The sequence below is a fragment of the Aeromicrobium phoceense genome (assembly GCF_013868155.1).
Taxonomy (GTDB): domain Bacteria; phylum Actinomycetota; class Actinomycetes; order Propionibacteriales; family Nocardioidaceae; genus Aeromicrobium; species Aeromicrobium phoceense.
This window is the reverse complement of the sequence record NZ_JACEOG010000001.1, coordinates 1,929,257-1,951,825: the sequence shown is the minus strand read 5'-3', so window position 1 is coordinate 1,951,825 and position 22,569 is coordinate 1,929,257. Positions and strand designations below refer to the sequence as shown.

The 22,569-nt window shown below is 70.8% G+C and carries 23 protein-coding genes; 6 read left to right on the top strand and 17 right to left on the bottom strand.

The window, feature by feature from the left end:
• Window positions 1–47 precede the first annotated feature (47 nt).
• From H1W00_RS09460 to dapA, 3 genes are all read right to left on the bottom strand, one after another.
• The gene (locus H1W00_RS09460) at window positions 48–752 is read right to left on the bottom strand and encodes a sirohydrochlorin chelatase (protein ID WP_181755475.1); all 705 of its coding nucleotides are present in this window, start codon (window positions 750–752) and stop codon (window positions 48–50) included.
• Window positions 753–830: 78 nt separating this feature from the next.
• A complete protein-coding gene (locus H1W00_RS09455; protein WP_206679993.1) occupies window positions 831–2,510 on the bottom strand; it encodes a ribonuclease J in 1,680 nt (559 codons plus the stop codon).
• On the bottom strand, window positions 2,507–3,418 hold the full coding sequence (gene dapA, locus H1W00_RS09450; RefSeq protein ID WP_181755473.1) for a 4-hydroxy-tetrahydrodipicolinate synthase: 912 nt from the start codon (window positions 3,416–3,418) through the stop codon (window positions 2,507–2,509). The genes H1W00_RS09455 and dapA overlap by 4 nt, the downstream gene beginning before the upstream one ends.
• A gap of 49 nt (window positions 3,419–3,467) precedes the next feature.
• On the opposite strand from dapA, the gene H1W00_RS09445 reads away from it, so the two are divergent.
• Window positions 3,468–4,253, top strand: coding sequence for an acyl-CoA thioesterase domain-containing protein (locus H1W00_RS09445; protein WP_181755472.1), 786 nt, complete (start codon window positions 3,468–3,470; stop codon window positions 4,251–4,253).
• Window positions 4,254–4,257: 4 nt separating this feature from the next.
• Here the strand turns inward: H1W00_RS09445 and H1W00_RS09440 are convergent, their stop codons facing one another.
• The 3 genes from H1W00_RS09440 to H1W00_RS09430 are packed head-to-tail and all read right to left on the bottom strand — an operon-like array spanning window position 4,258 to window position 5,969.
• Complete coding sequence (locus H1W00_RS09440; RefSeq protein ID WP_181755471.1) at window positions 4,258–4,626, bottom strand: VOC family protein; 369 nt, start codon at window positions 4,624–4,626, stop codon at window positions 4,258–4,260.
• A gap of 56 nt (window positions 4,627–4,682) precedes the next feature.
• Window positions 4,683–5,171 (bottom strand): dihydrofolate reductase, encoded by a 489-nt coding sequence (locus tag H1W00_RS09435; RefSeq protein ID WP_181755470.1) that lies wholly within the window; start codon window positions 5,169–5,171, stop codon window positions 4,683–4,685.
• A gap of 3 nt (window positions 5,172–5,174) precedes the next feature.
• On the bottom strand, window positions 5,175–5,969 hold the full coding sequence (locus H1W00_RS09430; protein WP_181755469.1) for a thymidylate synthase: 795 nt from the start codon (window positions 5,967–5,969) through the stop codon (window positions 5,175–5,177).
• Between the two features lie 94 nt (window positions 5,970–6,063).
• Here H1W00_RS09430 and H1W00_RS09425 point away from each other — a divergent pair, with 94 nt between their 5' ends.
• The 4 genes from H1W00_RS09425 to H1W00_RS09410 are packed head-to-tail and all read left to right on the top strand — an operon-like array spanning window position 6,064 to window position 8,033.
• The gene (locus tag H1W00_RS09425) at window positions 6,064–6,519 is read left to right on the top strand and encodes a hypothetical protein (protein ID WP_181755468.1); all 456 of its coding nucleotides are present in this window, start codon (window positions 6,064–6,066) and stop codon (window positions 6,517–6,519) included.
• Complete coding sequence (locus H1W00_RS09420; RefSeq protein WP_181755467.1) at window positions 6,516–7,046, top strand: GNAT family N-acetyltransferase; 531 nt, start codon at window positions 6,516–6,518, stop codon at window positions 7,044–7,046. Before H1W00_RS09425 ends, H1W00_RS09420 begins: the two co-directional genes overlap by 4 nt.
• The gene (locus H1W00_RS09415; RefSeq protein ID WP_181755466.1) at window positions 7,043–7,729 is read left to right on the top strand and encodes an AzlC family ABC transporter permease; all 687 of its coding nucleotides are present in this window, start codon (window positions 7,043–7,045) and stop codon (window positions 7,727–7,729) included. Before H1W00_RS09420 ends, H1W00_RS09415 begins: the two co-directional genes overlap by 4 nt.
• Window positions 7,722–8,033: an AzlD domain-containing protein gene (locus H1W00_RS09410; RefSeq protein WP_181755465.1), complete on the top strand. Its 312-nt coding sequence runs from the start codon at window positions 7,722–7,724 to the stop codon at window positions 8,031–8,033. The genes H1W00_RS09415 and H1W00_RS09410 overlap by 8 nt, the downstream gene beginning before the upstream one ends.
• Window positions 8,034–8,039: 6 nt before the next feature.
• Here the strand turns inward: H1W00_RS09410 and dapB are convergent, their stop codons facing one another.
• The 8 genes from dapB to H1W00_RS09370 all read right to left on the bottom strand — a co-directional run bounded on the left by dapB (window position 8,040) and on the right by H1W00_RS09370 (window position 16,979).
• Window positions 8,040–8,786, bottom strand: a complete 747-nt coding sequence (gene dapB / locus H1W00_RS09405; RefSeq protein ID WP_181755464.1) for a 4-hydroxy-tetrahydrodipicolinate reductase — start codon at window positions 8,784–8,786, stop codon at window positions 8,040–8,042.
• Between the two features lie 10 nt (window positions 8,787–8,796).
• On the bottom strand, window positions 8,797–9,870 hold the full coding sequence (locus tag H1W00_RS09400) for an ABC transporter ATP-binding protein (RefSeq protein WP_181755463.1): 1,074 nt from the start codon (window positions 9,868–9,870) through the stop codon (window positions 8,797–8,799).
• On the bottom strand, window positions 9,867–10,871 hold the full coding sequence (locus H1W00_RS09395) for a LacI family DNA-binding transcriptional regulator (protein WP_181755462.1): 1,005 nt from the start codon (window positions 10,869–10,871) through the stop codon (window positions 9,867–9,869). The genes H1W00_RS09400 and H1W00_RS09395 overlap by 4 nt, the downstream gene beginning before the upstream one ends.
• The gene (locus tag H1W00_RS09390; RefSeq protein WP_181755461.1) at window positions 10,868–12,226 is read right to left on the bottom strand and encodes a GH1 family beta-glucosidase; all 1,359 of its coding nucleotides are present in this window, start codon (window positions 12,224–12,226) and stop codon (window positions 10,868–10,870) included. The genes H1W00_RS09395 and H1W00_RS09390 overlap by 4 nt, the downstream gene beginning before the upstream one ends.
• Window positions 12,223–13,062 carry a carbohydrate ABC transporter permease gene (locus H1W00_RS09385; RefSeq protein WP_181755460.1) on the bottom strand — a complete coding sequence of 280 codons (840 nt, stop codon included), beginning with the start codon at window positions 13,060–13,062 and terminating at the stop codon, window positions 12,223–12,225. Before H1W00_RS09385 ends, H1W00_RS09390 begins: the two co-directional genes overlap by 4 nt.
• Before the next feature lies 1 nt (window position 13,063).
• Window positions 13,064–13,966, bottom strand: a complete 903-nt coding sequence (locus tag H1W00_RS09380; protein ID WP_181755459.1) for a carbohydrate ABC transporter permease — start codon at window positions 13,964–13,966, stop codon at window positions 13,064–13,066.
• A 93-nt stretch (window positions 13,967–14,059) separates the two neighbouring features.
• The gene (locus tag H1W00_RS09375; protein ID WP_181755458.1) at window positions 14,060–15,343 is read right to left on the bottom strand and encodes an extracellular solute-binding protein; all 1,284 of its coding nucleotides are present in this window, start codon (window positions 15,341–15,343) and stop codon (window positions 14,060–14,062) included.
• Window positions 15,344–15,692: 349 nt separating this feature from the next.
• Window positions 15,693–16,979, bottom strand: coding sequence for a hypothetical protein (locus H1W00_RS09370; protein ID WP_181755457.1), 1,287 nt, complete (start codon window positions 16,977–16,979; stop codon window positions 15,693–15,695).
• Here H1W00_RS09370 and H1W00_RS09365 point away from each other — a divergent pair.
• Window positions 16,951–18,651, top strand: a complete 1,701-nt coding sequence (locus H1W00_RS09365) for a hypothetical protein (protein WP_181755456.1) — start codon at window positions 16,951–16,953, stop codon at window positions 18,649–18,651. The two genes, H1W00_RS09370 and H1W00_RS09365, sit on opposite strands and share 29 nt — an antisense overlap.
• Window positions 18,652–18,728: 77 nt before the next feature.
• Here H1W00_RS09365 and H1W00_RS09360 read toward each other — a convergent pair whose 3' ends face one another.
• From H1W00_RS09360 to H1W00_RS09350, 3 genes are all read right to left on the bottom strand, one after another.
• Window positions 18,729–20,945, bottom strand: coding sequence for a polyribonucleotide nucleotidyltransferase (locus H1W00_RS09360; protein ID WP_181755455.1), 2,217 nt, complete (start codon window positions 20,943–20,945; stop codon window positions 18,729–18,731).
• A 253-nt stretch (window positions 20,946–21,198) separates the two neighbouring features.
• Entirely contained in the window at window positions 21,199–21,462 is a 264-nt protein-coding gene (gene rpsO / locus H1W00_RS09355) for a 30S ribosomal protein S15 (protein ID WP_153303087.1), read from the bottom strand.
• A 158-nt stretch (window positions 21,463–21,620) separates the two neighbouring features.
• The gene (locus tag H1W00_RS09350; protein WP_338072866.1) at window positions 21,621–22,553 is read right to left on the bottom strand and encodes a bifunctional riboflavin kinase/FAD synthetase; all 933 of its coding nucleotides are present in this window, start codon (window positions 22,551–22,553) and stop codon (window positions 21,621–21,623) included.
• Window positions 22,554–22,569: the final 16 nt, after the last annotated feature.

The window sequence follows — 22,569 nt, the reverse complement described above, 5'->3', positions numbered from 1 at the left end:
AACCTGAGACTTCTCACGGACCCACGCCGCTGGCGCAGGCCCGGTCCTCAGATGGCCGAGCCGACCGGGCCGGGTGCCTCCAGCACTCGCGCGCGCTCCAGGGCCAGCGAGACGAGCCGCGGATCCGGCGCTCCGGCGCCCAGCAGCGGGGCGGTCACGACGTCGGCGCCGAGCCGTCCGATCGCCGAGGCGCCCTCCCCCGACGCCAGCGCGTACATCGAGACGACGACCCGGTGACTGTGGGCCCGGGCCACGTCGAGCGCGTCCTCCACCGGGGTGCCGACGCCGTCGACGACGCCCACGTGCACCGGCCCTCCCCACACCGCGCTCAGCAGCCGGGCGGCCTTCGAGACGTCGGCGAGCGCCTTCGACCCGTCGGCCTGGGGCGCCACCATCACGATCGTGTCCGACGGCTTCGCCCCCGCCTCGATCAGGCGGCGCACGCCGATCTCGGCCAGCACCCAGTCCGGACCCATGGCCGGGGCGACGCGCACGAGAGGATCGTCCGCGGCCACCTCGTTCATCAGCTGCGCCGTGGCGCAGTCGTGGTTGACCAGCAGCGGCACGATGACGCGCGGACCGGAGGTCTCGGCCACCACGTCGGCGAGCAAGGGCTGCTGCACGTCGACGAAGGCGTCGACCACCTCGCAGCCCGGGGCATGGCGGCGGATCGCGTTGACGAGCGACGCGAGGGCCGAACGGCCGAGGTGCGACGTCGTCCCGTGCCCGCAGACGATGATCCGAGTGCTCACACGCCCAGCGTGGAGACGGACTGTTTCACCCGGGTTACGCCGCTGGCGAGGTTGCGTAACGGCTGCCGCAGGCGCCTCTCACGCCTCCAGGACGATGGGGATGATGAGCGGGCGGCGACGCAGGCGACGGCCCGCGAACGAGCCCAGGACCCGGCGCATGACCTGCTGGAGCGCTGCGGTGTCGCGCGCGCCGTCGGCGAGCGCCTCCTCGAGGGCGGCGACCACCTTCGGCTGGATCGCGTCGAAGACCGAGTCGTCCTCGGCCAGGCCGCGGGCGTGGATCTCGGGGCCCGTGACGATCTTGCCGGTGGTGGAGTCGATCACGGCGATGACCGAGATGAAGCCCTCGGCTGCCAGCGTGCGCCGGTCCTTGAGGTCGGAGTCGGTGACGTCGCCGATCGAGGAGCCGTCGACGTAGACGTAGCCCACGTCGTACGCCCCGGCGATCCTGGCGTGACCGTCGACGAGGTCCACGGCGTAGCCGTCCTCGGCGATGATCGTGTTGGGCACGCCCGTCTGCTGCGCGAGCGCCGCGTTGGCGTGCAGGTGGCGGATCTCGCCGTGCACCGGCATCACGTTGGACGGCTGCACGATGTTGTAGCAGTAGAGCAGCTCGCCGGCCGACGCGTGGCCCGAGACGTGGACGAGGGCGTTGCCCTTGTGCACGACGTTGGCGCCGATCTTGGTGAGCCCGTCGATCACGCGGTAGATCGCGTTCTCGTTGCCCGGGATCAGCGACGACGCGAGCAGGACGGTGTCGCCGGGCTCGAGGTGCACCTGGGGGTGCGTGCGGTTCGCGATGCGCGAGAGGGCGGCCATCGGCTCACCCTGCGAGCCGGTGGACATGAGCACCATCTGCTCCGGCGGGGCGGCGTCGATCTTGTCGACGACCACGCCGTCGGGCACGTTCAGGTAGCCCAGCTCGCGGGCGATCTGCATGTTGCGCACCATCGAGCGGCCCACGTAGGCCACCTTGCGGTTGTGCTTCACGGCGGCGTCGAGGACCTGCTGGACGCGGTGGATGTGCGAGGCGAACGACGCGACGATGATGCGCTTCTTGCTGCGCGCGAAGACGGCGTCGATCGCCGGCGTGATCTGCTTCTCGGCCGTGGTGAAGCCGGGCACCTCGGAGTTGGTGGAGTCGGTCAGGAACAGGTCGACGCCGGCCTCGCCGAGCCGCGCGAAGGCGCGCAGGTCGGTGATGCGGCCGTCGAGCGGCAGCTGGTCCATCTTGAAGTCGCCGGTGTGCAGCGCGACGCCGGCCGCGGTCTTGATGGCGACCGCCAGGGCGTCGGGGATGGAGTGGTTGACCGCGACGAACTCGCACTCGAACGGGCCGAACGACTGGACGTCGTTCTCCGAGACGGTGTACGTCGGCACGTCCTTCAGGCGGTGCTCCTTGAGCTTCGGCGCCAGCAGGGCCAGCGTCAGCTTCGAGCCGATCACGGGGATGTTGCCACGCTCGCGCAGCAGGTACGGCACACCACCGATGTGGTCCTCGTGGCCGTGCGTCAGGACCAGGCCGACGATGTCGTCGAGGCGATCGCGGATCGGGCCGAAGTCGGGCAGGATGAGGTCGACGCCGGGGTGGTGCTCCTCGGGGAAGAGCACGCCGCAGTCGACGATCAGCAGCTTGCCGTCGAACTCGAAGACGGTCATGTTGCGACCGATCTCGCCGAGGCCGCCGAGCGGGACGACCCGCATCGCGCCGGGCTCGAGCGGGGGCGGGGTGGGAAGTTCGGTGTGCATATGGCTCATGCGAGCAGACCTGCGTCCTTCAAGGCGGTGCGGATGACCTGGACCTGGTCGTCCGTGGCGGGGGTGAGCGGCAGCCGGACGGCCGCGCTGGGGATGATGCCGAGCTCGACCATGGCCGCCTTCGCGGCGATGGCACCCTGCGTCTGGCCCATGATGGCGGCCGTGAGCGGGAGGATCTCGTTGTCGATCTCGCGGGCGCGCGCCAGGTCCCCGGCGTCGACCGCTTCGATCATCTGCTTGATGTGAGCGCTGGCGACGTGGCCGACGACGCTGACGGTGCCGACCGCGCCGATGGCGAAGAACGGCAGGTTCACGACGTCGTCACCGGAGTAGATCGCCAGCCGCGAGCTCGCGCGCAGACGGGCCGCCCGGGCCAGGTCGCCGGAGGCGTCCTTGACGGCCAGGACCGTGCGTCGCGACTCCAGCTCGGCGTAGGTCGCCTCGGAGATCTCGACGCCGGTGCGGCCGGGGATGTCGTACAGCATGATCGGCGTGTCACCGGCAGCGTCGATGACGGCATCGATGTTGGCCAGGATGCCCGACTGGGGCGGCTTGCTGTAGTACGGCGACACGAGCAGCAGCCCGTGGGAGCCGATGCGCACGGCCTGCTCGGCCAGCTCGACGGTGTGGCGGGTGTCGTTCGTGCCGATGCCGGCGACGATCGTGGCCCGGTCGCCCACCGCCTCGAGCACGGCGGCCAGCAGCCGCCCGTCCTCCTCGCCGGTGGTCGTGGGCGACTCGCCGGTGGTGCCGCTGACGACGATGCCGTCGGCTCCGGAGTCGACGAGGTGGGTCGCGAGTGCGGCAGCGGCATCCAGGTCGAGGCCGCCGTCCGGGGTGAACGGGGTGGCCATCGCGATGAGGAGCCGGCCGAACGGAGCGGCCTCGGTCGCCAGCGGAGACGTCATGTTCCGAGGTTACCGTCAACGCGTCGGAGCCCTCGGGCAGGATGAACCGGTGACCGACCACTACCCGCAGGACACCGTCGCGACCCCCGCGGCCGACGGAACGCTGACGCTCCCCGTGACCGACCGCTGGAACACCCCGCTGGGCAAGCCCAACGGCGGCTGGGTGCTGGCCTCCATGCTGCGCACGGCGATGGACCATGCCGATGTCGGCCGCCCGGTGGTGGCCGCGATCACCTACTTCGCCTCCCCCGAGCCCGGCACCACGGCGAGCCTGACCGTCACACCGGTCAAGCTGGGCCGGCGCGTGCAGACGGTCGACGTCGACCTGGCGTGCGAGGGCAAGCCGCTGGCGCGGATGACCGCCAGCTTCGCCCGCGACCACCACGGCCCGACCCAGGAGCTGGGCGTGGCCCCCGTCCTGCCCGACCCCGCCACGCTGCCCGACCCGCGCCAGGGCGACATGCCGGCCGACGGCCTGTTCGGGCGCGTCGAGTACCGGATGGCCCAGGCCCCGGGCTGGTCCCAGGGCAAGCCGTCGGGCGACCCGACGGCCACGCTGTGGCAGCGCCTCGACGGGGGCACCGAGATCGACTGGCCCGCCGTGGGCCTGCTGGTCGACGCCTCTCCCCCGCCGGTGCTCGAGCTGGGCCACCTGGTCTCGATGACGGTGCAGCTCACGGTGCACTTCCACCGCCTGCCCGAGCCGGGCTCGTGGGTGGCGTCGCACTTCACGACCCGCCACCTCGCCGACGGCTTCCACGAGGAGGACGGCGAGCTGTGGGACGACCAGGGCCGCCTCGTGGCCCAGTCGCGTCAGCTCGCGATCCTGCTCTGAGGCCTCACTCCCCCGTGTCGGTCGTGCCCTCGTAGAGGCCGATCACGTTGCCGTCGGGATCCTCGAAAATCGCCCACCAGCTGGTCTCGGAGATGGGCTGACGCTCCATCACCACCCGGGCGCCCTGCGCGCGCGCCTTCTCCAGCACCTCCTCGATCGAGTCGACCTCGACGTACGAGCGGGGCTGGGTGAAGTCGTCGGAGCGCGGCGCGAGGCCGCCGCCGCTGATCTGGTTGGGGGCCTGCCACATGGGGTAGCCCTCGTAGCCGGGATACTCCTGGAACTTCCAGCCGAAGAGCGAGCCGTAGAACTCCTGGGAGCGCTGGTGGTCCGCTGCGGGGATGTCGATGTGCGTGATGTCGCCGTGTGCCATGGTGTCTCCTGTCCTTCCCGTCAGTGTCGAACGGGGAGGGGCACACGACAAGGGGTTCAGCGGCGCACGTAGGTGGCGATCTCGTAGTCGGGCGTGCCCGTGTGCCGCTGCCGGTCGGTCTCGATCCAGCGGGCCGGGTCGACGGGCGCGAAGAACGTGTCGCCGGGCGGGCTCAGCGGGACGTGGGTGACGACCATCGTGTCGACGAGGTCACGCGCGAGGGCCTCGTCGAACACCGCCGCGCCGCCGATCAGGAAGACCTCGTCGTCCAACTCGCGCGCGCGGGCCAGCGCCGTGTCGAGGTCGCCCGCGACGAGCACGCTCGGATCGCCCGGGTCGAAGTCGGGCTGCCGGGTGAGCACGACGGAGGTGCGGCCCGGGAGCGGCCGGCCGATCGAGGCGTAGGTGGCACGGCCCATCACGATCGGGTGTCCCCACGTGAGCTCCTTGAACTGGCGCATGTCGCCCGTGCGGGGCCAGGGCATCCCTCCGTCGAACCCGATGACGCCGTTCTCGCCCACCGCCACCGCGATCGTGACCGTCATCCCTCAGACCGCGATCGGGGCCTTGATGGCGGCGTGCGAGCGGTAGTCCTCGATCGTGATCGAGTCGAGCGTGAACGCGTCGATGTCGGTGACCGAGGGGTCGAGACGCAGCGTCGGCAGCGGCAGCGGGTCGCGCGTGAGCTGCTCGCGCGCCTGGTCGAGGTGGTTGACGTAGAGGTGGCAGTCGCCGCCCGTCCACACGAACTCGCCGGGCTCGAGGCCGGTGACCTGGGCGACCATCTGGGTCAGCAGCGCGTAGGACGCGATGTTGAACGGGACGCCGAGGAAGACGTCGGCCGAGCGCTGGTAGAGCTGGCAGCTGAGCGTGCCGTCGGCGACGTAGAACTGGAAGAACGCGTGGCAGGGCGCCAGCGCCATCGCGTCGAGGTCGGCGACGTTCCAGGCGCTGACGATGTGACGGCGCGAGTTCGGGTCGGCCTTGATGGCCTCGATGACGGCCTTGAGCTGGTCGATGTGCCGACCGTCGGGGGCCGGCCACGAGCGCCACTGGTAGCCGTAGATGGGCCCCAGGTCGCCCTGGTCGTCGGCCCACTCGTCCCAGATCGTGACGCCGTTGTCGCGCAGGTACTGCGTGTTCGTGTCGCCGGCGATGAACCACAGCAGCTCGGCGACGACGCTCTTGAGGTGCACCTTCTTGGTGGTGACCACGGGGAACCCGTCGGCGAGGTCGAAGCGCATCTGGTGCCCGAAGACGCTGCGCGTGCCGGTGCCGGTGCGATCGCCCTTGGCCACCCCCTCGTCGAGGATCCGGCGGACGAGATCGAGGTAGGCCTGCATGTCGGCAGACTAGCAACGCGTCCCGACAGACGGGCCCGACCGGCGTGAGATACTGACCGGCGTGCCGGAACCCACCACTCCGACTCCTGCTGACGTGAAGCGATTCGTCGCCCTCCAACTCGGGGTCACCGTCCTGTTCGCCGCGCTCGTCGTCGTCGTGTTCGGCGGTGGGGACGAGCCCGCGGCGCGCTGGTGGGTCGCGCTGGCCCTCTTCGCGCTGGTCCTGGCGGCGGGCGCGTTCGTCTCCCGCGCCTGGTCGCGGCCCGGTCCCCTGGCGGTGGACGACCCCACGCCGCAGGAGACCTCGGTGCGCCGCCTCTCCTCCCACGTCGCCCGCTCGTTCCTCGTCCTGGAGATCCCGCTCGTGCTCTCCGCCGTGCTCGGCCTGGCCGGCCTCATCGGCGGCGCCGTGATGCTCGTGACCGTCGTCGCGGCCCTGGCCGCCCTCGTCTTCGGCACGTGGCCGACACGACGCAACGTCGACCGGTTCGCCACCGCGTTGGAGCGCGACGGCGCGAGCTCGGGCCTGCGCGAGGCGTTCGTCCGATGAGCGCCGATCTCTCAGTCCGGCTCGCCTGGCCCGACGACAGCACCGCGATCGCCGCGGTCCAGCACGACCACTGGGTGCGCACGTACGCCGGCGCGGTCGACCCGGCCGAGCTGGACGCCCTGGACGAGTCGGTGATGGCGCAGCGCTGGAGCCAGCTCATCAGCGCGCCGCGTGACGCCCGCATGCGCACCCTCGTGGCGCTCGAGCGGGCCTCCGTGCGCGGCTTCGCCCTCGTGCACCCGTGCCACGACCCCGACGCCGACCAGGTCCGCGACGCCGAGATCGGCGAGTTCGTCGTCGCCGCCGACCACCAGCGCCTGGGGCACGGCTCCCGGCTGCTGCACGCCTGCGTGGACACCGTCCGGGCCGACGGCTTCGAGCGCGCGGTCTGGTGGGTCTCGCCCACCGACGACGTGCTGCGCTCCTGGCTGGTCGACTCGGGCTGGGACGCCGACGGCGCGCACCGCGAGTTCGCCGGCGCGACCGGTCCGCTCAAGCAGATCCGCCTCCACACGACGCTGACGTGAGCGAGCCCACCACCGACCGCGAGATCATCGCCGACTCCCTCGGAGTGGGGATCGGGGTGGGTCTCTACGGCATCACCTTCGGCGCCCTCGCCACGACCGGCGGCATGTCGGTGTGGCAGGCGTGCGCCCTGTCGTTCCTGGCCTTCACCGGGGCGTCGCAGTTCGCGTTCCTGGGTGTCGTCGCCTCCGGGGGTGCGCCGATGACCGGCGCGCTGACCGCCGTCCTGCTGGGCATCCGCAACACGTTCTACGGCATCACGCTGGCCCCGGTGTTGCGCGTGAAGGGCCTGCGCCGCCTCGCGACCGCCCACATCGTGATCGACGAGTCGACCGCCATGTCCGTGGTGCGGGAGGACCCACGGCAGGGCCGCCTCGGCTTCTACTGGACCGGCCTGACCATCTTCGCGATCTGGAACCTGATGACCCTGATCGGCGCGGTGGCGGGCGAGCGCATCGGCGACCCGCGCGCCATCGGGCTCGACGCAGCGGTCGCCGCGGCCTTCCTCGGCCTGCTGTGGCCGCGCCTGGACTCGACGTCCTCGCGCCTGCTGGCCCTGCTGGCGGCCGCGGTCGCGCTCGGTCTCGTGCCGTTCACGCCGCCTGGCGCCCCGATCATCATCGGGGGCGTCGCGGCGGTCCTGGTGGGGCTGAGGTTCGTTCCCGCGGGAGGTCGCGATGAGTGACCTCTGGTGGGGCGTGCTGGCGGTGGCGGTGGGTTGCTACGCCCTGAAGCTGCTGGGCCTGTCGGTGCCCGACAAGGTCCTCGAGCACCCGCTCACCGAGCGCGCCGCCGGGTTCATCCCGGTGGGCCTGCTCGCGGCGCTGGTGGCCGTGCAGGGCTTCACCGACGGCCAGGAGGTCGTGCTGGACGCCCGCGTCGTCGGGCTCGCGGTGGCCGCCGTGCTGCTGTGGCGCAACGTGTCGTTCCTGCCGATGCTGATCGCCGCGGCCGCGTCCACGGCGCTCGTGCGGCACATCGCCGGCTGAGGCTCCTCACTCGAGTCCGAGCACCTCGTCGAGCCCGACGGTGACCCCGGTGCGCCCGGGGATCCAGCGCAGCGCCGCCACGACGCCGGGCATGAACGACTCCCGCGTGGACGAGTCGTGACGGATCGTGAAGATCTCGCCCGGATCGCCGAGGACGACCTCCTGCGAGGCGATGAAGCCGCGCGCGCGAACGGCGTGCACCGGGATGCCCTCGACCTTCGCGCCGCGCGCTCCGTCGGGGTCGGTCGTGGTGGCGTCGGGCAGTTCGGCCGAGCCGGCGTCGCGCCGGGCCTGGGCGATGACCTCGGCCGTGCGGACGGCGGTGCCCGAGGGCGCGTCGACCTTGTCGGGGTGGTGCATCTCGATGACCTCGACGGACTCGAAGAACGGCGCGGCCTGGGCCGCGAAGCGCATCATCAGCACCGCGCCGATGGAGAAGTTGGGGACGACCAGCGCACCCACGCCGTCGTGCCCGCCGACGACCTCGCGGAGCTCGGCCACCTTGTCGTCGCCGAAGCCCGAGGTGCCGATGACGACGGAGATCCCGTGCTCGAGGCACCAACGCGCCTGGTCGAATGCGACGTCGGGGGTCGTGAAGACCAGCACCGCCTCCACGCCGGCCCCCGCGAGCGACTCGAGGTCGTCGCCGACGTCGATCCCCGCCACGAGCTCGAGCCCCTCGGCCGCCTCGATCGCCGCCGCCGACGTCGATCCCATCCGGCCCTTCGCACCCAGTACCGCCACGCGTGTCATGCGCCCGATGCTATCGACCGAGCCTCAGGCCCGTCCGGGGGTCGAAGTGGTGCACCGCCTCGGGGTCGAGGACGGCCAGGTGGGTCGGCGTCCCCTTCACCGGAGGGTTGCGCCAATCGGTGCGCGCCACCACGGGCGTGGTCACGCCGTCGGTGCGTCCGTACAGGTACGCGTCGGAACCCAGCTCCTCGACGACGTCGACCACGATGGGCAGACCCTCGGGCGCGATCGCCAGGTTCTCCGGACGGACCCCCACCACGATCGTGGACGCGCTGGCCCCGATCAGCGCCTCGCGCGGCACCGGAAGGATGGTCGAGCCGAAGGCCACTCCCCCGTCGCTGACGGGCAGCTCCAGCAGGTTCATCGCGGGCGATCCCATGAAGCCGGCGACGAAGAGGTTGACGGGCCGGTCGTACAGCTCGCGGGGGGCCGCGACCTGCTGCAGGACACCGTCCTTCAGCACCGCGACACGGTCGCCCATCGTCATCGCCTCGACCTGGTCGTGGGTCACGTAGACGGTGGTGGTGCCGAGCCGGCGCTGGAGGGCGGCGAGCTGGGTGCGGGTCTGCACGCGCAGCTTGGCGTCGAGGTTCGACAGCGGCTCGTCCATGAGGAACACCTGTGGCGACCTCACGATCGCGCGGCCCATCGCAACGCGCTGGCGCTGGCCGCCCGAGAGTGCCTTGGGCTTGCGGTCGAGGTAGTCGGTCAGACCGAGCAGGTCGGCCGCCTCGGCCACCCGCGTGGTGATGTCGGCTTTCGAGACCTTGGCGATCCGCAGCGCGAAGCCCATGTTCTCGGCCACGGTCATGTGCGGGTAGAGCGCGTAGTTCTGGAAGACCATCGCGATGTCGCGCTCCTTCGGCGGAACTCCCGTCACGTCACGGTCGCCGATGAGGATGCGGCCGGCGTCGACGTCCTCGAGACCCGCGAGCATGCGCAGGGTCGTGGACTTGCCACAGCCGGAGGGGCCGACCAGCACGAGGAACTCCCCGTCGGCGACCTCGAGGTCGATGTGGTCGACGGCCGGGCGCTCCTGGCCGGGGAACAGGCGGGTCGCCCCGTCGAACACGACGCGGCTCATGCGGACTCCCCCGCTCGCAGCTCGGCCGGCAGGACGACCGACCGGACCTCGGCGCCGGGATCGTCGATGCGGTGCGCCAGCACCTCCACCGCCGTGGTGCCCAGCTCGGCGAGGGGCTGGTGGACCGTGGTCAGCACGGGTGTGGAGGCAGCGGCCGCCGGCGAGCCGTCGAAGCCCACCACCGCGACGTCCTCGGGCACCCGGAGTCCATGGCGAGAGAGCTCGCGCAGGGCGCCGAGCGCCATCACGTCGTTCGCGGCGAAGATCGCGTCGAGGTCGGGGCACCGCTCCAGGAGCGCCGCCGCTCCGCTGACGCCGCTGGCGTCGCTGAAGTCCCCGGGCTCGACGAGGCGCTCCTCGAAGGGCAGCCCGGCCGCTGCCAGTGCCTCGCGGTAGCCGTCGAGGCGGTCGCGTCCGGAGGCCAGGTCCTGCGGACCGGTGATGCACGCGATGCGCTGACGCCCTCGCCCGATGATGTGGTCCACCGCCTGGCGCGCTCCCCCGAGGTTGTCCACGTCGACGTAGCAGGCGCGCGCGTCGCGGGGCCGGCCGACGTGAACGATCGGCAGGTCGGGGCTCTCCGGCAGGCTGAGCGCGTCGTGCATCGACACGACCATGACGCCGTCGACGTGCTGCGGCGTGAGGAACTGACCGAGCCGGTCGAGGTGCGACTCGTCGGGCACCATCGAGAGCACGAGGCGCCGCGACGTCGCGTCGACGGCGCGCGAGATCCCCCGCACGAGGCCGGCGAAGAACGGCTCAGCGAACACGCGCTCCTCGTCCTCGGCGATGACGAGCGCCACCGTGTCGGTGCGGCGCGTCCTGAGTGCACGCGCCGCCTGGTTGGGCACGTAGCCCAGCTCGCGCACGGCACGTTCGACCGCGTCGCGGGTGTGCGGTGACACGTGCTCCGAGCCGTTCACGACTCGCGACGCCGTGCCACGCCCCACCCCGGCGAGCCGGGCCACTTCCTCCAGCGTCGGCTGGCGGCTGTCAGTCATGCCCTCTCCTTCGTGCTGCTGGTCCGGGCGAGCTCGGCGAACCACCGAGCGCTGGCCTTGGGGGTGCGGACCAAGGTGTCGAAGTCGACGTGGACGATCCCGAAGCGCTTCGCGTACCCCTCCGCCCACTCGAAGTTGTCCAACAGGGACCACGCGAAGTATCCCCGCACGTCGATCCCTGCGTCGACCGCGTCGGCCACCTGCTCGAGGTGCCCGGCGATGAAGTCGATGCGGTCCTGGTCCTGCACCGTCCCATCCACGGACACGGGATCGTCGAACGCGGCGCCGTTCTCGGTGATGTAGATCGGGATCGACGGGTAGTCCGCGTCGACCTGGCGCAGCACCTCGCCGAGCCCGGCGGGGTCGATGTCCCAGCCGGAGGCGGTCTTGGGCCAGACGCGGTCGACGAACCCTACCTCCGAGGCTCCCGGCCACGGCGCGGCCTCGACGACGTGGCGCGAGTAGTAGTTGATGCCCAGGAAGTCCAGCGGCGCGGCGATGACCGCGAGGTCGTCGTCGTGGATCGCGTCGAGTCCCGCCGAGCCGGCCAGATCCTGCAGCACGTCCTGCGGGTACCGGCCGAGCAGCACGGGGTCGAGGAACCAGCGGTTCATCAGTCCGTCGATGCGGCGGGCCGCGTCGTCGTGGCGCCCCGTGTCGTCGGCCGGCGACACCGCGTAGAGGTTGAGCGTCACGCCGACGCGCGCCACGGGGCGGCTCTCACGGATCCGCGGCACGGCCAGGCCGTGGGCCAGGTGCAGGTGGTGCGAGGCGGCGATGGCGGCGGCCGGCTCGGTGCGGCCCGGGGCGTGGATCCCGGCGCCGTAGCCCAGGAACGCGGCGCACCACGGCTCGTTCAGCGTGGTCCAGTTCCGCACCCGGTCGCCCAGGGAGTCCACGACGATCTCGGCGAAGTCGGCGAATCGCTCCGCGGTGTCACGCTCGGGCCAGCCGCCCGCGTCCTCGAGGGCCTGCGGCAGGTCCCAGTGGAACAGCGTCGGCCAGGGCTCGATGCCCGCCTCGAGCAGTCCGTCGACGAGGCGGTCGTAGAACGCCAGACCGCGCGGCTCGGCGGGGCCCTTTCCGTCGGGCTGGATCCGCGGCCAGGCCACGGAGAAGCGGTAGGCGCCCAGGCCGAGGTCGCGGACGAGCGCCACGTCCTCCGGCCAGCGGTGGTAGTGGTCCACCGCCACCTCACCGGTGTGCCCCTCGAAGGTGCGCCCGGGGCTCGCGGCGAACGTGTCCCAGATGGAGGGGCCGCGGCCGTCCTCGTTCGTGGCTCCCTCGATCTGGTAGGCCGAGGTGGCCACGCCCCAGACGAAGCCGGGGTCGAATCGCTCGTTCAGACCGTTCATGACTTCAAGCCGCCTTCCATGATGCCGCCGACGATCTGGCGGCCGAACACGATGAAGACCACGACGAGCGGCAGGGTTCCCATGAGGGTCCCGGCCATCACCAGCGCCTGGTCGGTGTAGTACCCGCCGGACAGGCGCGAGAGCGCGACCTGCACGGTGGGGTGGTTGATGTCGAGCGCGATGTACGGCCACAGGAAGTCGTTCCAGCGCTCCATGAAGGTCAGGAGCCCAAGGACGGCGGCCGCCGGTCGCAGTGCCGGGAAGACGATCGACCAGAAGATGCGCAGGGTCGACGCGCCGTCGACGCGTGCGGCCTCGATCAGCTCGTCGGGGATGGCCTGGATGGCGTACTGGCGCATGAAGAACACCCCGAACCCGCTGACCAGGAACGGCAGCGTCACCGAGGCCAGCCCGCCCGCGAGGCCGAGCTTCGTCATCAGCATGTACAGCGGGATCAGTCCCAGCTGCACCGGCACCATCATCGTGGCCACCACGACGACCAGGAGCACGTCGCGGCCGCGGAACCTCAGCTTCGCGAAGGCGAATCCGGCCAGCGCCGACGTGACCACCACGGAGACCGTGGCCACCGTGGCGACCACGAGCGTGTTGAGCAGCGCCTTGGCGAACTGGACGTCGTCGTTGGCGAAGACCCGCTCGATGTTGATGGCCAGCTGGTCGCCGGGCAGCAGCGGCGGCGGGATGCCGAGGATGTCGCTGTTGGCGCGCGAGGCCATGACGAGCATGAAGTACAGGGGCGCCGCGGACAGCAGCACCACGAAGGTCAGGGTGACGTACATCATCGGGGAGGCGCCGGTGGAGCGCGCGGTGGTGCTCATGTCAGTCCGCCGATCGGATGCGCCGCATCAGCAGCAGGTTGATCGCCGCCACGACGGCGATGATGAGGAAGAGGACCCACGCGATCGTGGAGGCGTACCCGAACCGCTGGCCCGTGAAGGCCTGCTGCACGAGGTACATCGCCACCGTCTGGAACTGGCCGCGGTTGCCGCCGGAGATCGCGTTGGCGCCGGTGTTGAACAGCAACGGCTCGGTGAAGAGCTGGATCCCGCCGATGGTGGCGATGATCGTCACGAAGATCAGGGTGGGGCGCAGCATCGGCACGGTGACCGACCAGAACTGCCGCCAGGCCGAGGCGCCGTCGATCCGGGCCGCCTCGTACAGCTCCTTGGGCACCGACTGCAGTGCCGCGAGGAGGATGAGCGCGTTGTAGCCCGTCCAGCGCCAGTCCACCATCGTCGCGATCGCGAGCCACGAGGACCAGCGGTGGGCGCGCCAGTCGACGTTCTCGATGCCGACGAAGCCCAGCAGCCAGTTCGCGATGCCGTAGTCGCGGGCGAAGATGAGCCCGAAGATGATGCCGACGGCCGCCACCGACGCGACGTTCGGCAGCAGGACGCCCATCCGCCAGGCGGTGCGGCCGCGCAGCGCCGTGTTGAGCATCTGCGCGAGCACCGTGGCGAGCACCAGCTGGGGCACCGTGGCCAGGACGAAGATCCCGAAGGTGTTGACCAGGGCCCGCCAGAACGCCGAGTCGCCGAGCAGCTCGGTGTAGTTGTCGAACCCGATGAACTCGACCTTGCCGGCCAGCAGGGTCCACTCGTGCATCGAGACCCAGGCCGTGTAGACGAGCGGGAACAGGCCGAACACCGCGAAGACGATGAAGTACGGCGAGACGAACGAGAGCCCGGCGCCCTGCTGCCGTGCGAGCCGCTTGCGTGCCATGGCGAGATCCTCTCCGATCAGTGGTCCGGAACGTGGGCAGCCGGTGTCCGCGCCTTGGAGGAACGCGCGGACACCGGCCGCGTCAGGGGTGCGTCAGCGTGCGGCCTTCTCGGCCGCCGCGGAGGCGTCGTCCCAGCCCTGGGCGGGCGGGACCTCTCCGTTCTCGACACTGCGCAGTGCGTTCTCCACCGCGTCACGGACGGGAACGTTCTTGGTGCCGAGGTAGACCGGCTCGAGCTGCGAGGCACCGGCCACGAAGAGCTGGCCGATCGGCGCCTCGTTGAAGTAGGCGTTCGTGGCCTCCTTCAACTCCGGCTGGTCGTACAGCGCGGGCAGGGACGGCAGGCGACCCTCGGCGTCGAAGGCCATCATCTGGCCCTCCTCGTTGCTGAGGAACTCGATCAGCTCCAGCGCCATGTCCTGGTGCTCGCTGGAGGTCGGGACCGCCAGCCAGGAGCCGCCCCAGTTGCCGCCGCCACCGGGCACGGTGGCGATGTCCCACTTGCCGGCGTTCTCCTCACCGGACTGGTCCTTGATGTAGCCGGTCATCCAGGCCGGGCAGGCCACGGCGGCGAACGAGCCGTTCTTGAAGCCCGCGTTCCACTCGTCGCTGAAGGCCTTCAGCTGCGCCGACAGGTCGGCCTCGGTCATCTCGACGGCGTAGTCCCACGCCGTCTTGACGGCCGGGTTGGTGTCGAACACGAGCTCGTCGTCGCGGTCGAAGTACGTGTGGTCGCCCTGCTGCATGAGGATCGAGTTGTAGGTGTTCGTCGACGAGTCGATGAAGCCCACCTTGTCGTCCTTGATGCCCGCCTGGAACTTCTTGCCCGTGGCGATGAAGTCGTCCCACGTGGGCCAGAGCTTGCCGACCTCCTCGCGATCGGTGGGCAGGCCCGCCTTCTCGAACAGGTCGCGGCGGTAGCACATCGCCAGACCGCCGACGTCGGTTCCATAGCCGATGGTCGTCTTGCCGTCGGCGGTGGTGGCCTTGTCCCAGACCCACGGGAGCCAACGGTCCTTGACGTCGTTGCCGCCCTCGTCCTGCAGGTTGACGAACTTGTCGGGGGCGGCGAGGAACGCCACCGTCTGGCCCTCCTCGATCGCCACGACGTCGCCGGCGTCGCCCCCGGCGGCGATCTGCTGGGTGAGCTTGGTGTTGTACTTGCCGAGGTCGCCCTCGGCGGTCTCGACGATCTTGACGCCCGGGTGGGCCTCCTCGAACTTCTTGTACGCCTCGGTGTACCCGAACTTGCCGAACAGGTTCACCCGCAGGGTGATGTCGTCCCCGTCCTCGCCCGAGTCGCTCCCACCACACGCGGCGAGGCCGCCCAGGGCGATGACTGCGGCAAGTGAGGCGGCGATTCGTCGTGTGTTCACGTCGTGCCTTCCGTCGGTCCCCCACCGGTCATGGGAGCGCTCCCATACAGTGTGGCCTGCATCACACGTGAACGTCAAGAGAAATTTGGGAACGCTCCCACATTGGTCGACCCATGGAGCGAGACGCCCCTGAGGCTGGTGGGACGGGGGTGCCTCCGATGCTCGTTCATCTTGCAATTCCAGTCATCGTCGGCGCCCGACGCTGTTAGATTCGGTGGATCGGGGACGGAGCAGCAACGCCGGAGGCCGTCATGTTCCAGCACCTCGTCACCTGGGTCACCGTCACGGGTGCGCTGGCCGTCGGGGGGCTCACCCCGCTCGCGCCCGCCGCCGTCGCCGCGGACACTCCCTACCCCTCGTCGGTGACCGTCAGGTCGGACGTCCTGGGACTGAGCGCGAGCTGGCCGGCTGTCGACGGCGCCACCGCGTACCGCGCCTGGGTGACGGGCGCGGAGGCAGCCACCGCGGTGACGATCCCGGCGGACACGCAGGACGTATTCCTCGGTCTGCCCGACACCTCGACGGCGCGCAGCGTCTCGGTCGTCGCGGTCGTCGGCGCGACGGAGTCGGCTCCGACCGTCTCAGCCCTTCGGCGCGCGAACAGCCCGGGCGGGACGGTGACCGTCGCGTCGGCTCCGAAGACGATCATCGCGGCCTCGCTGAAGGCGCGCCGCACCGCGTCGGTCGCCCTCGCAGGTCGCGGGGGTGTGCCCCGCACGGGCGCCACTGGAGTCTGGATCACGGTCGATGCCACGGCGTCGAGGCGCAGCGGCACCAGCGTCGCGCTGTCGGCTCCGGGCACGACGATGACGATCAGCCTCGCGCGGCGCGCCCGGTCGGTCCGCACGCTGTACGTCCGCTCGGGCACGGTCCGCCTGCGGGCCGGCAGGGCCGCGGCGTCCGTGCGGATCCGTGCCGTCGCCTGGACCCTGTCCGCGCCCGCGTCGGCTGGACGGACCGGGACGATCAGGACGATCACGCCGGCCTCGTTGCTCGGCTCTGCGGGAAGCCTGAGAGCGGGCCGGTCGGTTTGGGTCTCCGCCCGCCGAGGCGCCGTGCCCTCGTCGGGCGTCCGTGCGGCGGTCGTGACGCTGACGGCGACCGGGTCGTCGAAAGCGTCCACGGTGGGGCTCACCACCTCGGCGAGGGGGTCGGGAACACCGGTGATCACGACGGTGCCGAGACGGACCACGCAGGTCACGACGATCGTCCCGATCGACGCGGCGGGCAGGTTCCGTGTCGTCAACGGATCAGCTCCGGCCAAGGTCCGCGCGACGGTGACGGGCTGGGTCTCGTCAAGGAACGCCGTCCAGGCCGATCCCGGCGTTGCCGGGGAGTGGAGCACCACCCAGGCGGCACGATCCATCAGCACCGTCTCGCTGCGCGGTCGGGCGACCGCCACGATCACCGTTGCCGGTCGAGCCGGCATCCCCGCACTCACGAGCGCCACTCCCCCGACGGCGATCCTCCTCACCTTGAAGTCGTCGACGAGGACGTCGAGTGCGGCGATCGGGGTCGGCTCGACGCTCGCGGTCGTGCGACCCCTGCGGGGGCGCCCGGACCAGTCGACCTGGTGGGTGCCGATCGCGTCGAACGGCACGATCACCGTGCGCAATGTCGGCGGCACGTCGGCCACGGTCGGCCTCCTTATCGCCGGCTGGACGACCGGCACGAGCCTGCTCGACCCCGACGCGCGGGTCGTCACCTCCGCGGGCGCCACCTTCGGAACACGTGACCCCGCCAGCGGCACGCTGGTGGTCCCGACCGCGACGCGGCCGCCTGTCGGCGCGGTGCTCGCCTCCGGTCCCACGGCGACCAACCCGCAGGGGTTCCTCCTGCGCGTGCTGGGACGCACGGACAATGGGAACGGCACCACCACCCTGGCGACCCGCGACGCAGCCCTGACCGAGGCGGTGCGCCGGGGCAGCGCCTCCCGCGCGGTGGTCTTCGCGCCGCGCCCGGCTGCCCGGGGTGCGCGCGCCCTCCTGGATCCCCACACGATCGCCTTCGACTGGCAGCGTCAGGTCGGCGGTGACACCGCGACGGCGACCGTCAGCGGGAGCGCGAGCCTCACCGTCGACGGCGACATCGACATCGACATCGGCTGGACGGGCATCGACGGTCGGGCCACCCTCACCCTCACAGAGGCCCTCGACGCTTCCTTCGAGGCCGAAGCCCTCGCGACCTGGCACGAGACGATCGACGACCTCACGGAGATCACGTTCGCGACCATCGTCTTCAGCATCGGTCCCGTGCCGGTCGTCGTGAGGCCGGGCCTCGAGGTCGACGCGTGGACCTCCGGATCGGTCTCCGGTGCCGCCACGGTCGAGGCGCACCAGTCCGCCTCCGCCACGATCGGCATCGACCTCGACGACGGTCTGGTCAGCCGGACCGACAGCACCGATCCGGCCGTCAGCGTGACGAGAGCCGACGCCGCCCTGCACGCCGAGGTCGGACTCCGTCCCGAGGCCGAGCTCGAGTTCTACGATCACGGCGAGCTCGCCGTCGGCCTGCCGGTCAGCCTCAGCGCCGACTGGGCCCACCCGGAATGCCGGGTACGGATCAGCGGCAGTCTCGGGTACTCCATGTCGGCCTCGTTGGAGGTGATGTCCTTCGACAAGGAGCTCTCGCACACCGGGAGCGTGTACGACAAGGAGTTCGCCCGGATCAAGCTGCCGATGCCCGTCGACGGATGCTACGGCCCGTGGCGGGGCACGATCTCCATCCAGTCCGAGTGGGCGACCGAGTACCCCGAGAGCTCCGGCCTGACCGGCCTGCGTCAGGTGGCGAGCGGAAGCTACACCGAGCTCCGGCCGATCGATCCCGATTCTGCCGCCACGTGGCGCCCGTACACCGCACAGGTGTCCCTCGACGTCACCGACTGGAGCAAGGGGTTCTGCATGGCGCCGCCCGACGTCGGAGGCCCCTACTATCACCTGGACCCCACCTCGGAGGCGACATGGTCGGGCGGCGGCTCGTCGGAGGCGCTGGGCTACCCGAGCGGTGAGGTGATCGCGTTCGCCGATGAACCGGACGGGACCTACATCATGCCGATGCCGGCTCAGGTCACGACGAGGTACCGGTACCTGTGCCCGGGGTGGGAGATGGAGAGCGAGGCCACGGCCTCCCCGCTGTCGTTCGGCCTCGGCGGCAGATGGGACGCGAGCTCGGACCGTCCCTTGAACGATTCCGATCCCAGTCCGTTGCGCCTGAGCGGGACCACCACGTGGACCCAGGACCCGGGCGGGTCGGTCGCGAGCGTCTACGAGTTCACCATCACGTACGACCTGACCCGCGAGGAGCTGTGAGGCGGGGAGGGCGTCAAGCATCCGTACGCGACGAGGCCCCGCACCAACCGGTGCGGGGCCTCGTGCGGAACGGGTGATCAGGCGTCGGTGGACTCCGGCGCCGACTCCTGCGTCTCCTCGGACTTGTCCGAGACGGGGATCAGCGAGAGCTTGCCGCGGTCGCCGACCTCGGCGATCTCGACCTGGATCTTGTCGCCGACCTTGACGACGTCGTCGACGTTGTTCACGCGCTGGCCGCCGTTGAGCTCGCGCAGCTTGCTGATGTGCAGCAGGCCGTCCTTGCCCGGGAGGAGCGAGATGAACGCGCCGAAGTCGACCGTCTTGACGACGGTGCCGAGGTAGCGCTCGCCGACCTCGGGCATCGTCGGGTTGGCGATCGCGTTGATGGCCTGCTTGGCCGCCTCGGCCGAGTCGCCGTTGTCGGCGCCCACGTAGACGGTGCCGTCATCGTCGATCGAGATCTTCGCGCCGGTGTCGTCCTGGATCTGGTTGATCATCTTGCCCTTCGGGCCGATGACCTCGCCGATCTTGTCGACCGGGATCTTCACCGTGATGATCCGCGGAGCGTAGGGGCTCATCTCGTCGGGCTCGCTGATGGCCTCGGCCATCACATCGAGGATCGTCTGGCGGGCGTCGTGCGCTTGCTGCAGCGCGCCGGCGAGCACGTCGGCGGGGATGCCGTCGAGCTTGGTGTCCAGCTGCAGCGCGGTCACGAAGTCACGCGTGCCGGCGACCTTGAAGTCCATGTCGCCGAAGGCGTCCTCGGCTCCGAGGATGTCGGTCAGCGTGACGAACTTCTGCTCGCCGTCGACCTCACCGGAGATGAGGCCCATCGCGATGCCGGCGACCGGCGCGCGCAGCGGCACACCGGCGTTCAGCAGGCCCAGGGTGGACGCGCAGACCGAGCCCATCGAGGTGGAGCCGTTGGAGCTGAGCGCCTCGGACACCTGACGGATCGCGTAGGGGAACTCCTCGCGCGAGGGCAGGACGGGCAGCAGGGCCCGGCCGGCCAGGGCGCCGTGGCCGATCTCGCGACGCTTGGGCGAGCCCACGCGTCCGGTCTCACCGGTGGAGAACGGCGGGAAGTTGTAGTTGTGCATGTAGCGACGCGTGGTCTCGGGCGAGAGCGTGTCGAGCTTCTGCTCCAGGTCGAGCATGTTCAGCGTGGTGATGCCCATGATCTGGGTCTCGCCACGCTGGAACAGCGCCGAGCCGTGCACGCGAGGAACGATGCCCACCTCGGCGGACAGGGCACGGATGTCGGCCAGGCCACGGCCGTCGATGCGGACGTTGTCGCGCAGGACGCGATCGCGCACGAGCGACTTGGTGAGCGAGCGCAGCGCGGCGCCGAGCTCCTTCTCGCGGCCCTCGAAGCGCTCACCGAGCTGCTCGATGACGTTGGCCTTGATCTCGGACTCGCGGACCTCGCGGTCGGCCTTGCGGACGATCGTGAGGGCCTCGGTCATGTCGGCCGACGCGATCTCGCGGACGGCCTCGTACGCGTCGTCCTCGTAGTCGAGGAAGACCGGGAAGTCCTGGACGGGCTTCGCGGCGGCGGAGGCCAGCTCGGCCTGCGCCTCGCACAGCTGGCGGATGAACTTCTTGGCCGCGTCGAGGCCACCGGCCACGATCGACTCGGTGGGCGCCTGGACGCCACCCTGGACGAGCTCCCACGTCTTCTCGGTGGACTCGGCCTCGACCATCATGATCGCGACGTCGTCGCCCGCGATGCGACCCGCGACGACCATGTCGAACACGGCGTCCTCGAGCTGGCTGTGCGTCGGGAAGGCGACCCACTGGCCGTCGATCAGGGCGACGCGCGTCGCGCCGACCGGGCCGCTGAAGGGCAGGCCCGAGATCTGCGTGGACGCCGAGGCGGCGTTGATCGCCAGCACGTCGTACGGGGTGTCGGGGTTGAGCGCCAGGACCGTGATGACGACCTGGACCTCGTTGCGCAGACCCTTCTTGAAGGTCGGGCGCAGCGGGCGGTCGATCAGGCGGCACGTGAGGATCGCGTCCTCGGACGGACGTCCCTCACGACGGAAGAACGAGCCCGGGATGCGACCCGCGGCGTACATGCGCTCCTCGACGTCGATCGTGAGGGGGAAGAAGTCGAAGTGGTCCTTCGGCTGCTTGCCGGCCGTGGTGGCCGAGAGCAGCATCGTGTCGTCGTCCAGGAAGGCCGAGACGGAGCCGGCCGCCTGCTGGGCGAGCAGACCGGTCTCGAGGCGGATGGTGCGGGTGCCGAATCGACCGTTGTCGATCACGGTCTCCACGGAGGTGATGTCGGACATTGATGTCCCTTCTGCAGGGGATGCTCCCCTGCGCTGTCGGGACGAGGTGGCTGCGCCGGCGCGGTCCGCGTTCGGACCCGGGCCGGGCCGGTCTTCGATCGAGGCCCGCGGTCGCCCCAAGGGCTCCGAGGGCCACTACCGAGGACCGAGCAATCGCCGACCTCGTCATGGGTGATTCAGATGCAGTTGTTTCAGGTACAGCGTGGTGATGCGGAACGGGCGGCCACCCCCGAAGGGATGACCGCCCGCGATGTCAGCGGCGCAGGCCGAGTCGCTCGATGAGCGAGCGGTAGCGCTCGATGTCCTCGTTCTGCAGGTAGTTCAGCAGGCGGCGACGCTGGCCGACGAGCAGCAGCAGGCCGCGACGGCTGTGGTGGTCGTGCTTGTGCTCCTGCAGGTGTCCGGTCAGGTGCGAGATGCGGCCGGTGAGCAGCGCGATCTGGACCTCCGCGGATCCGGTGTCGCCCTCGCTGGTGGCGTACTCGGCGATGATCTCGCTCTTCGACAGGTTCGCCACCGTGGGGGCAGCAGTCTTCTTCGACACGTTTCTCCTTGGGATGTCCGTTGCACGGCGCGCCCGGGCCTGTTCACCGGGGCACTCTCGTTCCGTGGCCGATCTACGGCAACCATCAGGGTATCAGCGCGGGCCCGCGCTGGGCCAATCGCCATGCGGGGTCAGGCGAGCAGTGCCGCGCGCGCCTGGGCCACGTCGCGGTGCATCTGCTCGACGAGCGCGTCGAGCGAGTCGTAGGCGACCATCTCGCGCAGTCGCGCGACGAACTCCACGCGCACCCGCTGCCCGTACAGCTGGAGATCGTCGCGGTCGAGCACGTAGGTCTCCACGCGGCGTCCCACCACACCCTCGAAGGTGGGATTGGTGCCCACCGACGTGGCTCCGGGAAGCCGCGTGCCGTCGGGCAGCAGCAGCCGGGTGGCGTACACGCCGTCGGGCGGGACCGCGTAGGTGGCGTCGACCGGCACGTTCGCCGTCGGGAATCCGAGGTCGCGGCCGCGGCGGTCGCCCTCGACAACGACGCCCTCGACCTCGTGGGAGCGGCCGAGCAGCTCGGCGGCGAGCTCGACGTTACCCGCGGCGACCGCGGCGCGCACCCGGGTGGACGAGAAGGCCTCCTCGTCCCCGGCGAGCGCGGACTCCTGCGCGACGAAGCCGTGCTCGGCGCCCGAGGCCGCGAGGGTCTCGATCGAGCCGGAGGCACGACTGCCGTAGCGGAAGCCCTCCCCCACCACGACGGCGCGCGCGTGGCACTGGTCGAGCACGACGGCCTGCACGAACTCGACGGGCGACCAGGAGGCCATCTCCCTGGTGAAGTCCAGGACGCGCACGTGGTCGGCGCCGTGCTGGTGCAGCAGCTCGATGCGACGCTCGAGCGTCGTCAGCCGGACGGGCGCACGGTCGGGCGCGAAGATCGCGACAGGGTGCGGATCGAAGGTGATCGCCACCGTGGAGAGGTCGCCGGCCACGGCGCGCGTGGCGGCGAGCAGGGACTGGTGGCCTCGGTGGACGCCGTCGAAGTTCCCGATCGTCACGGCCGTCGGCTCGGACACCGAAGTGTCGGGAGCCCCGTCGACCGCCTTCCAGATCGCCACGGCGACACTGTGCCAC

Coding starts and splice junctions, on each gene's coding strand:
- H1W00_RS09455 (WP_206679993.1), bottom strand. CDS start 2,510: ATGAGCCATATGCACACCGAACTTCCCACCCCGCCCCCGCTCGAGCCC.
- dapA (WP_181755473.1), bottom strand. CDS start 3,418: ATGACGTCTCCGCTGGCGACCGAGGCCGCTCCGTTCGGCCGGCTCCTC.
- H1W00_RS09440 (WP_181755471.1), bottom strand. CDS start 4,626: ATGGCACACGGCGACATCACGCACATCGACATCCCCGCAGCGGACCAC.
- H1W00_RS09435 (WP_181755470.1), bottom strand. CDS start 5,171: ATGACGGTCACGATCGCGGTGGCGGTGGGCGAGAACGGCGTCATCGGG.
- H1W00_RS09430 (WP_181755469.1), bottom strand. CDS start 5,969: ATGCAGGCCTACCTCGATCTCGTCCGCCGGATCCTCGACGAGGGGGTG.
- H1W00_RS09420 (WP_181755467.1), top strand. CDS start 6,516: ATGAGCGCCGATCTCTCAGTCCGGCTCGCCTGGCCCGACGACAGCACC.
- H1W00_RS09410 (WP_181755465.1), top strand. CDS start 7,722: ATGAGTGACCTCTGGTGGGGCGTGCTGGCGGTGGCGGTGGGTTGCTAC.
- dapB (WP_181755464.1), bottom strand. CDS start 8,786: ATGACACGCGTGGCGGTACTGGGTGCGAAGGGCCGGATGGGATCGACG.
- H1W00_RS09400 (WP_181755463.1), bottom strand. CDS start 9,870: ATGAGCCGCGTCGTGTTCGACGGGGCGACCCGCCTGTTCCCCGGCCAG.
- H1W00_RS09395 (WP_181755462.1), bottom strand. CDS start 10,871: ATGACTGACAGCCGCCAGCCGACGCTGGAGGAAGTGGCCCGGCTCGCC.
- H1W00_RS09390 (WP_181755461.1), bottom strand. CDS start 12,226: ATGAACGGTCTGAACGAGCGATTCGACCCCGGCTTCGTCTGGGGCGTG.
- H1W00_RS09385 (WP_181755460.1), bottom strand. CDS start 13,062: ATGAGCACCACCGCGCGCTCCACCGGCGCCTCCCCGATGATGTACGTC.
- H1W00_RS09380 (WP_181755459.1), bottom strand. CDS start 13,966: ATGGCACGCAAGCGGCTCGCACGGCAGCAGGGCGCCGGGCTCTCGTTC.
- H1W00_RS09360 (WP_181755455.1), bottom strand. CDS start 20,945: ATGTCCGACATCACCTCCGTGGAGACCGTGATCGACAACGGTCGATTC.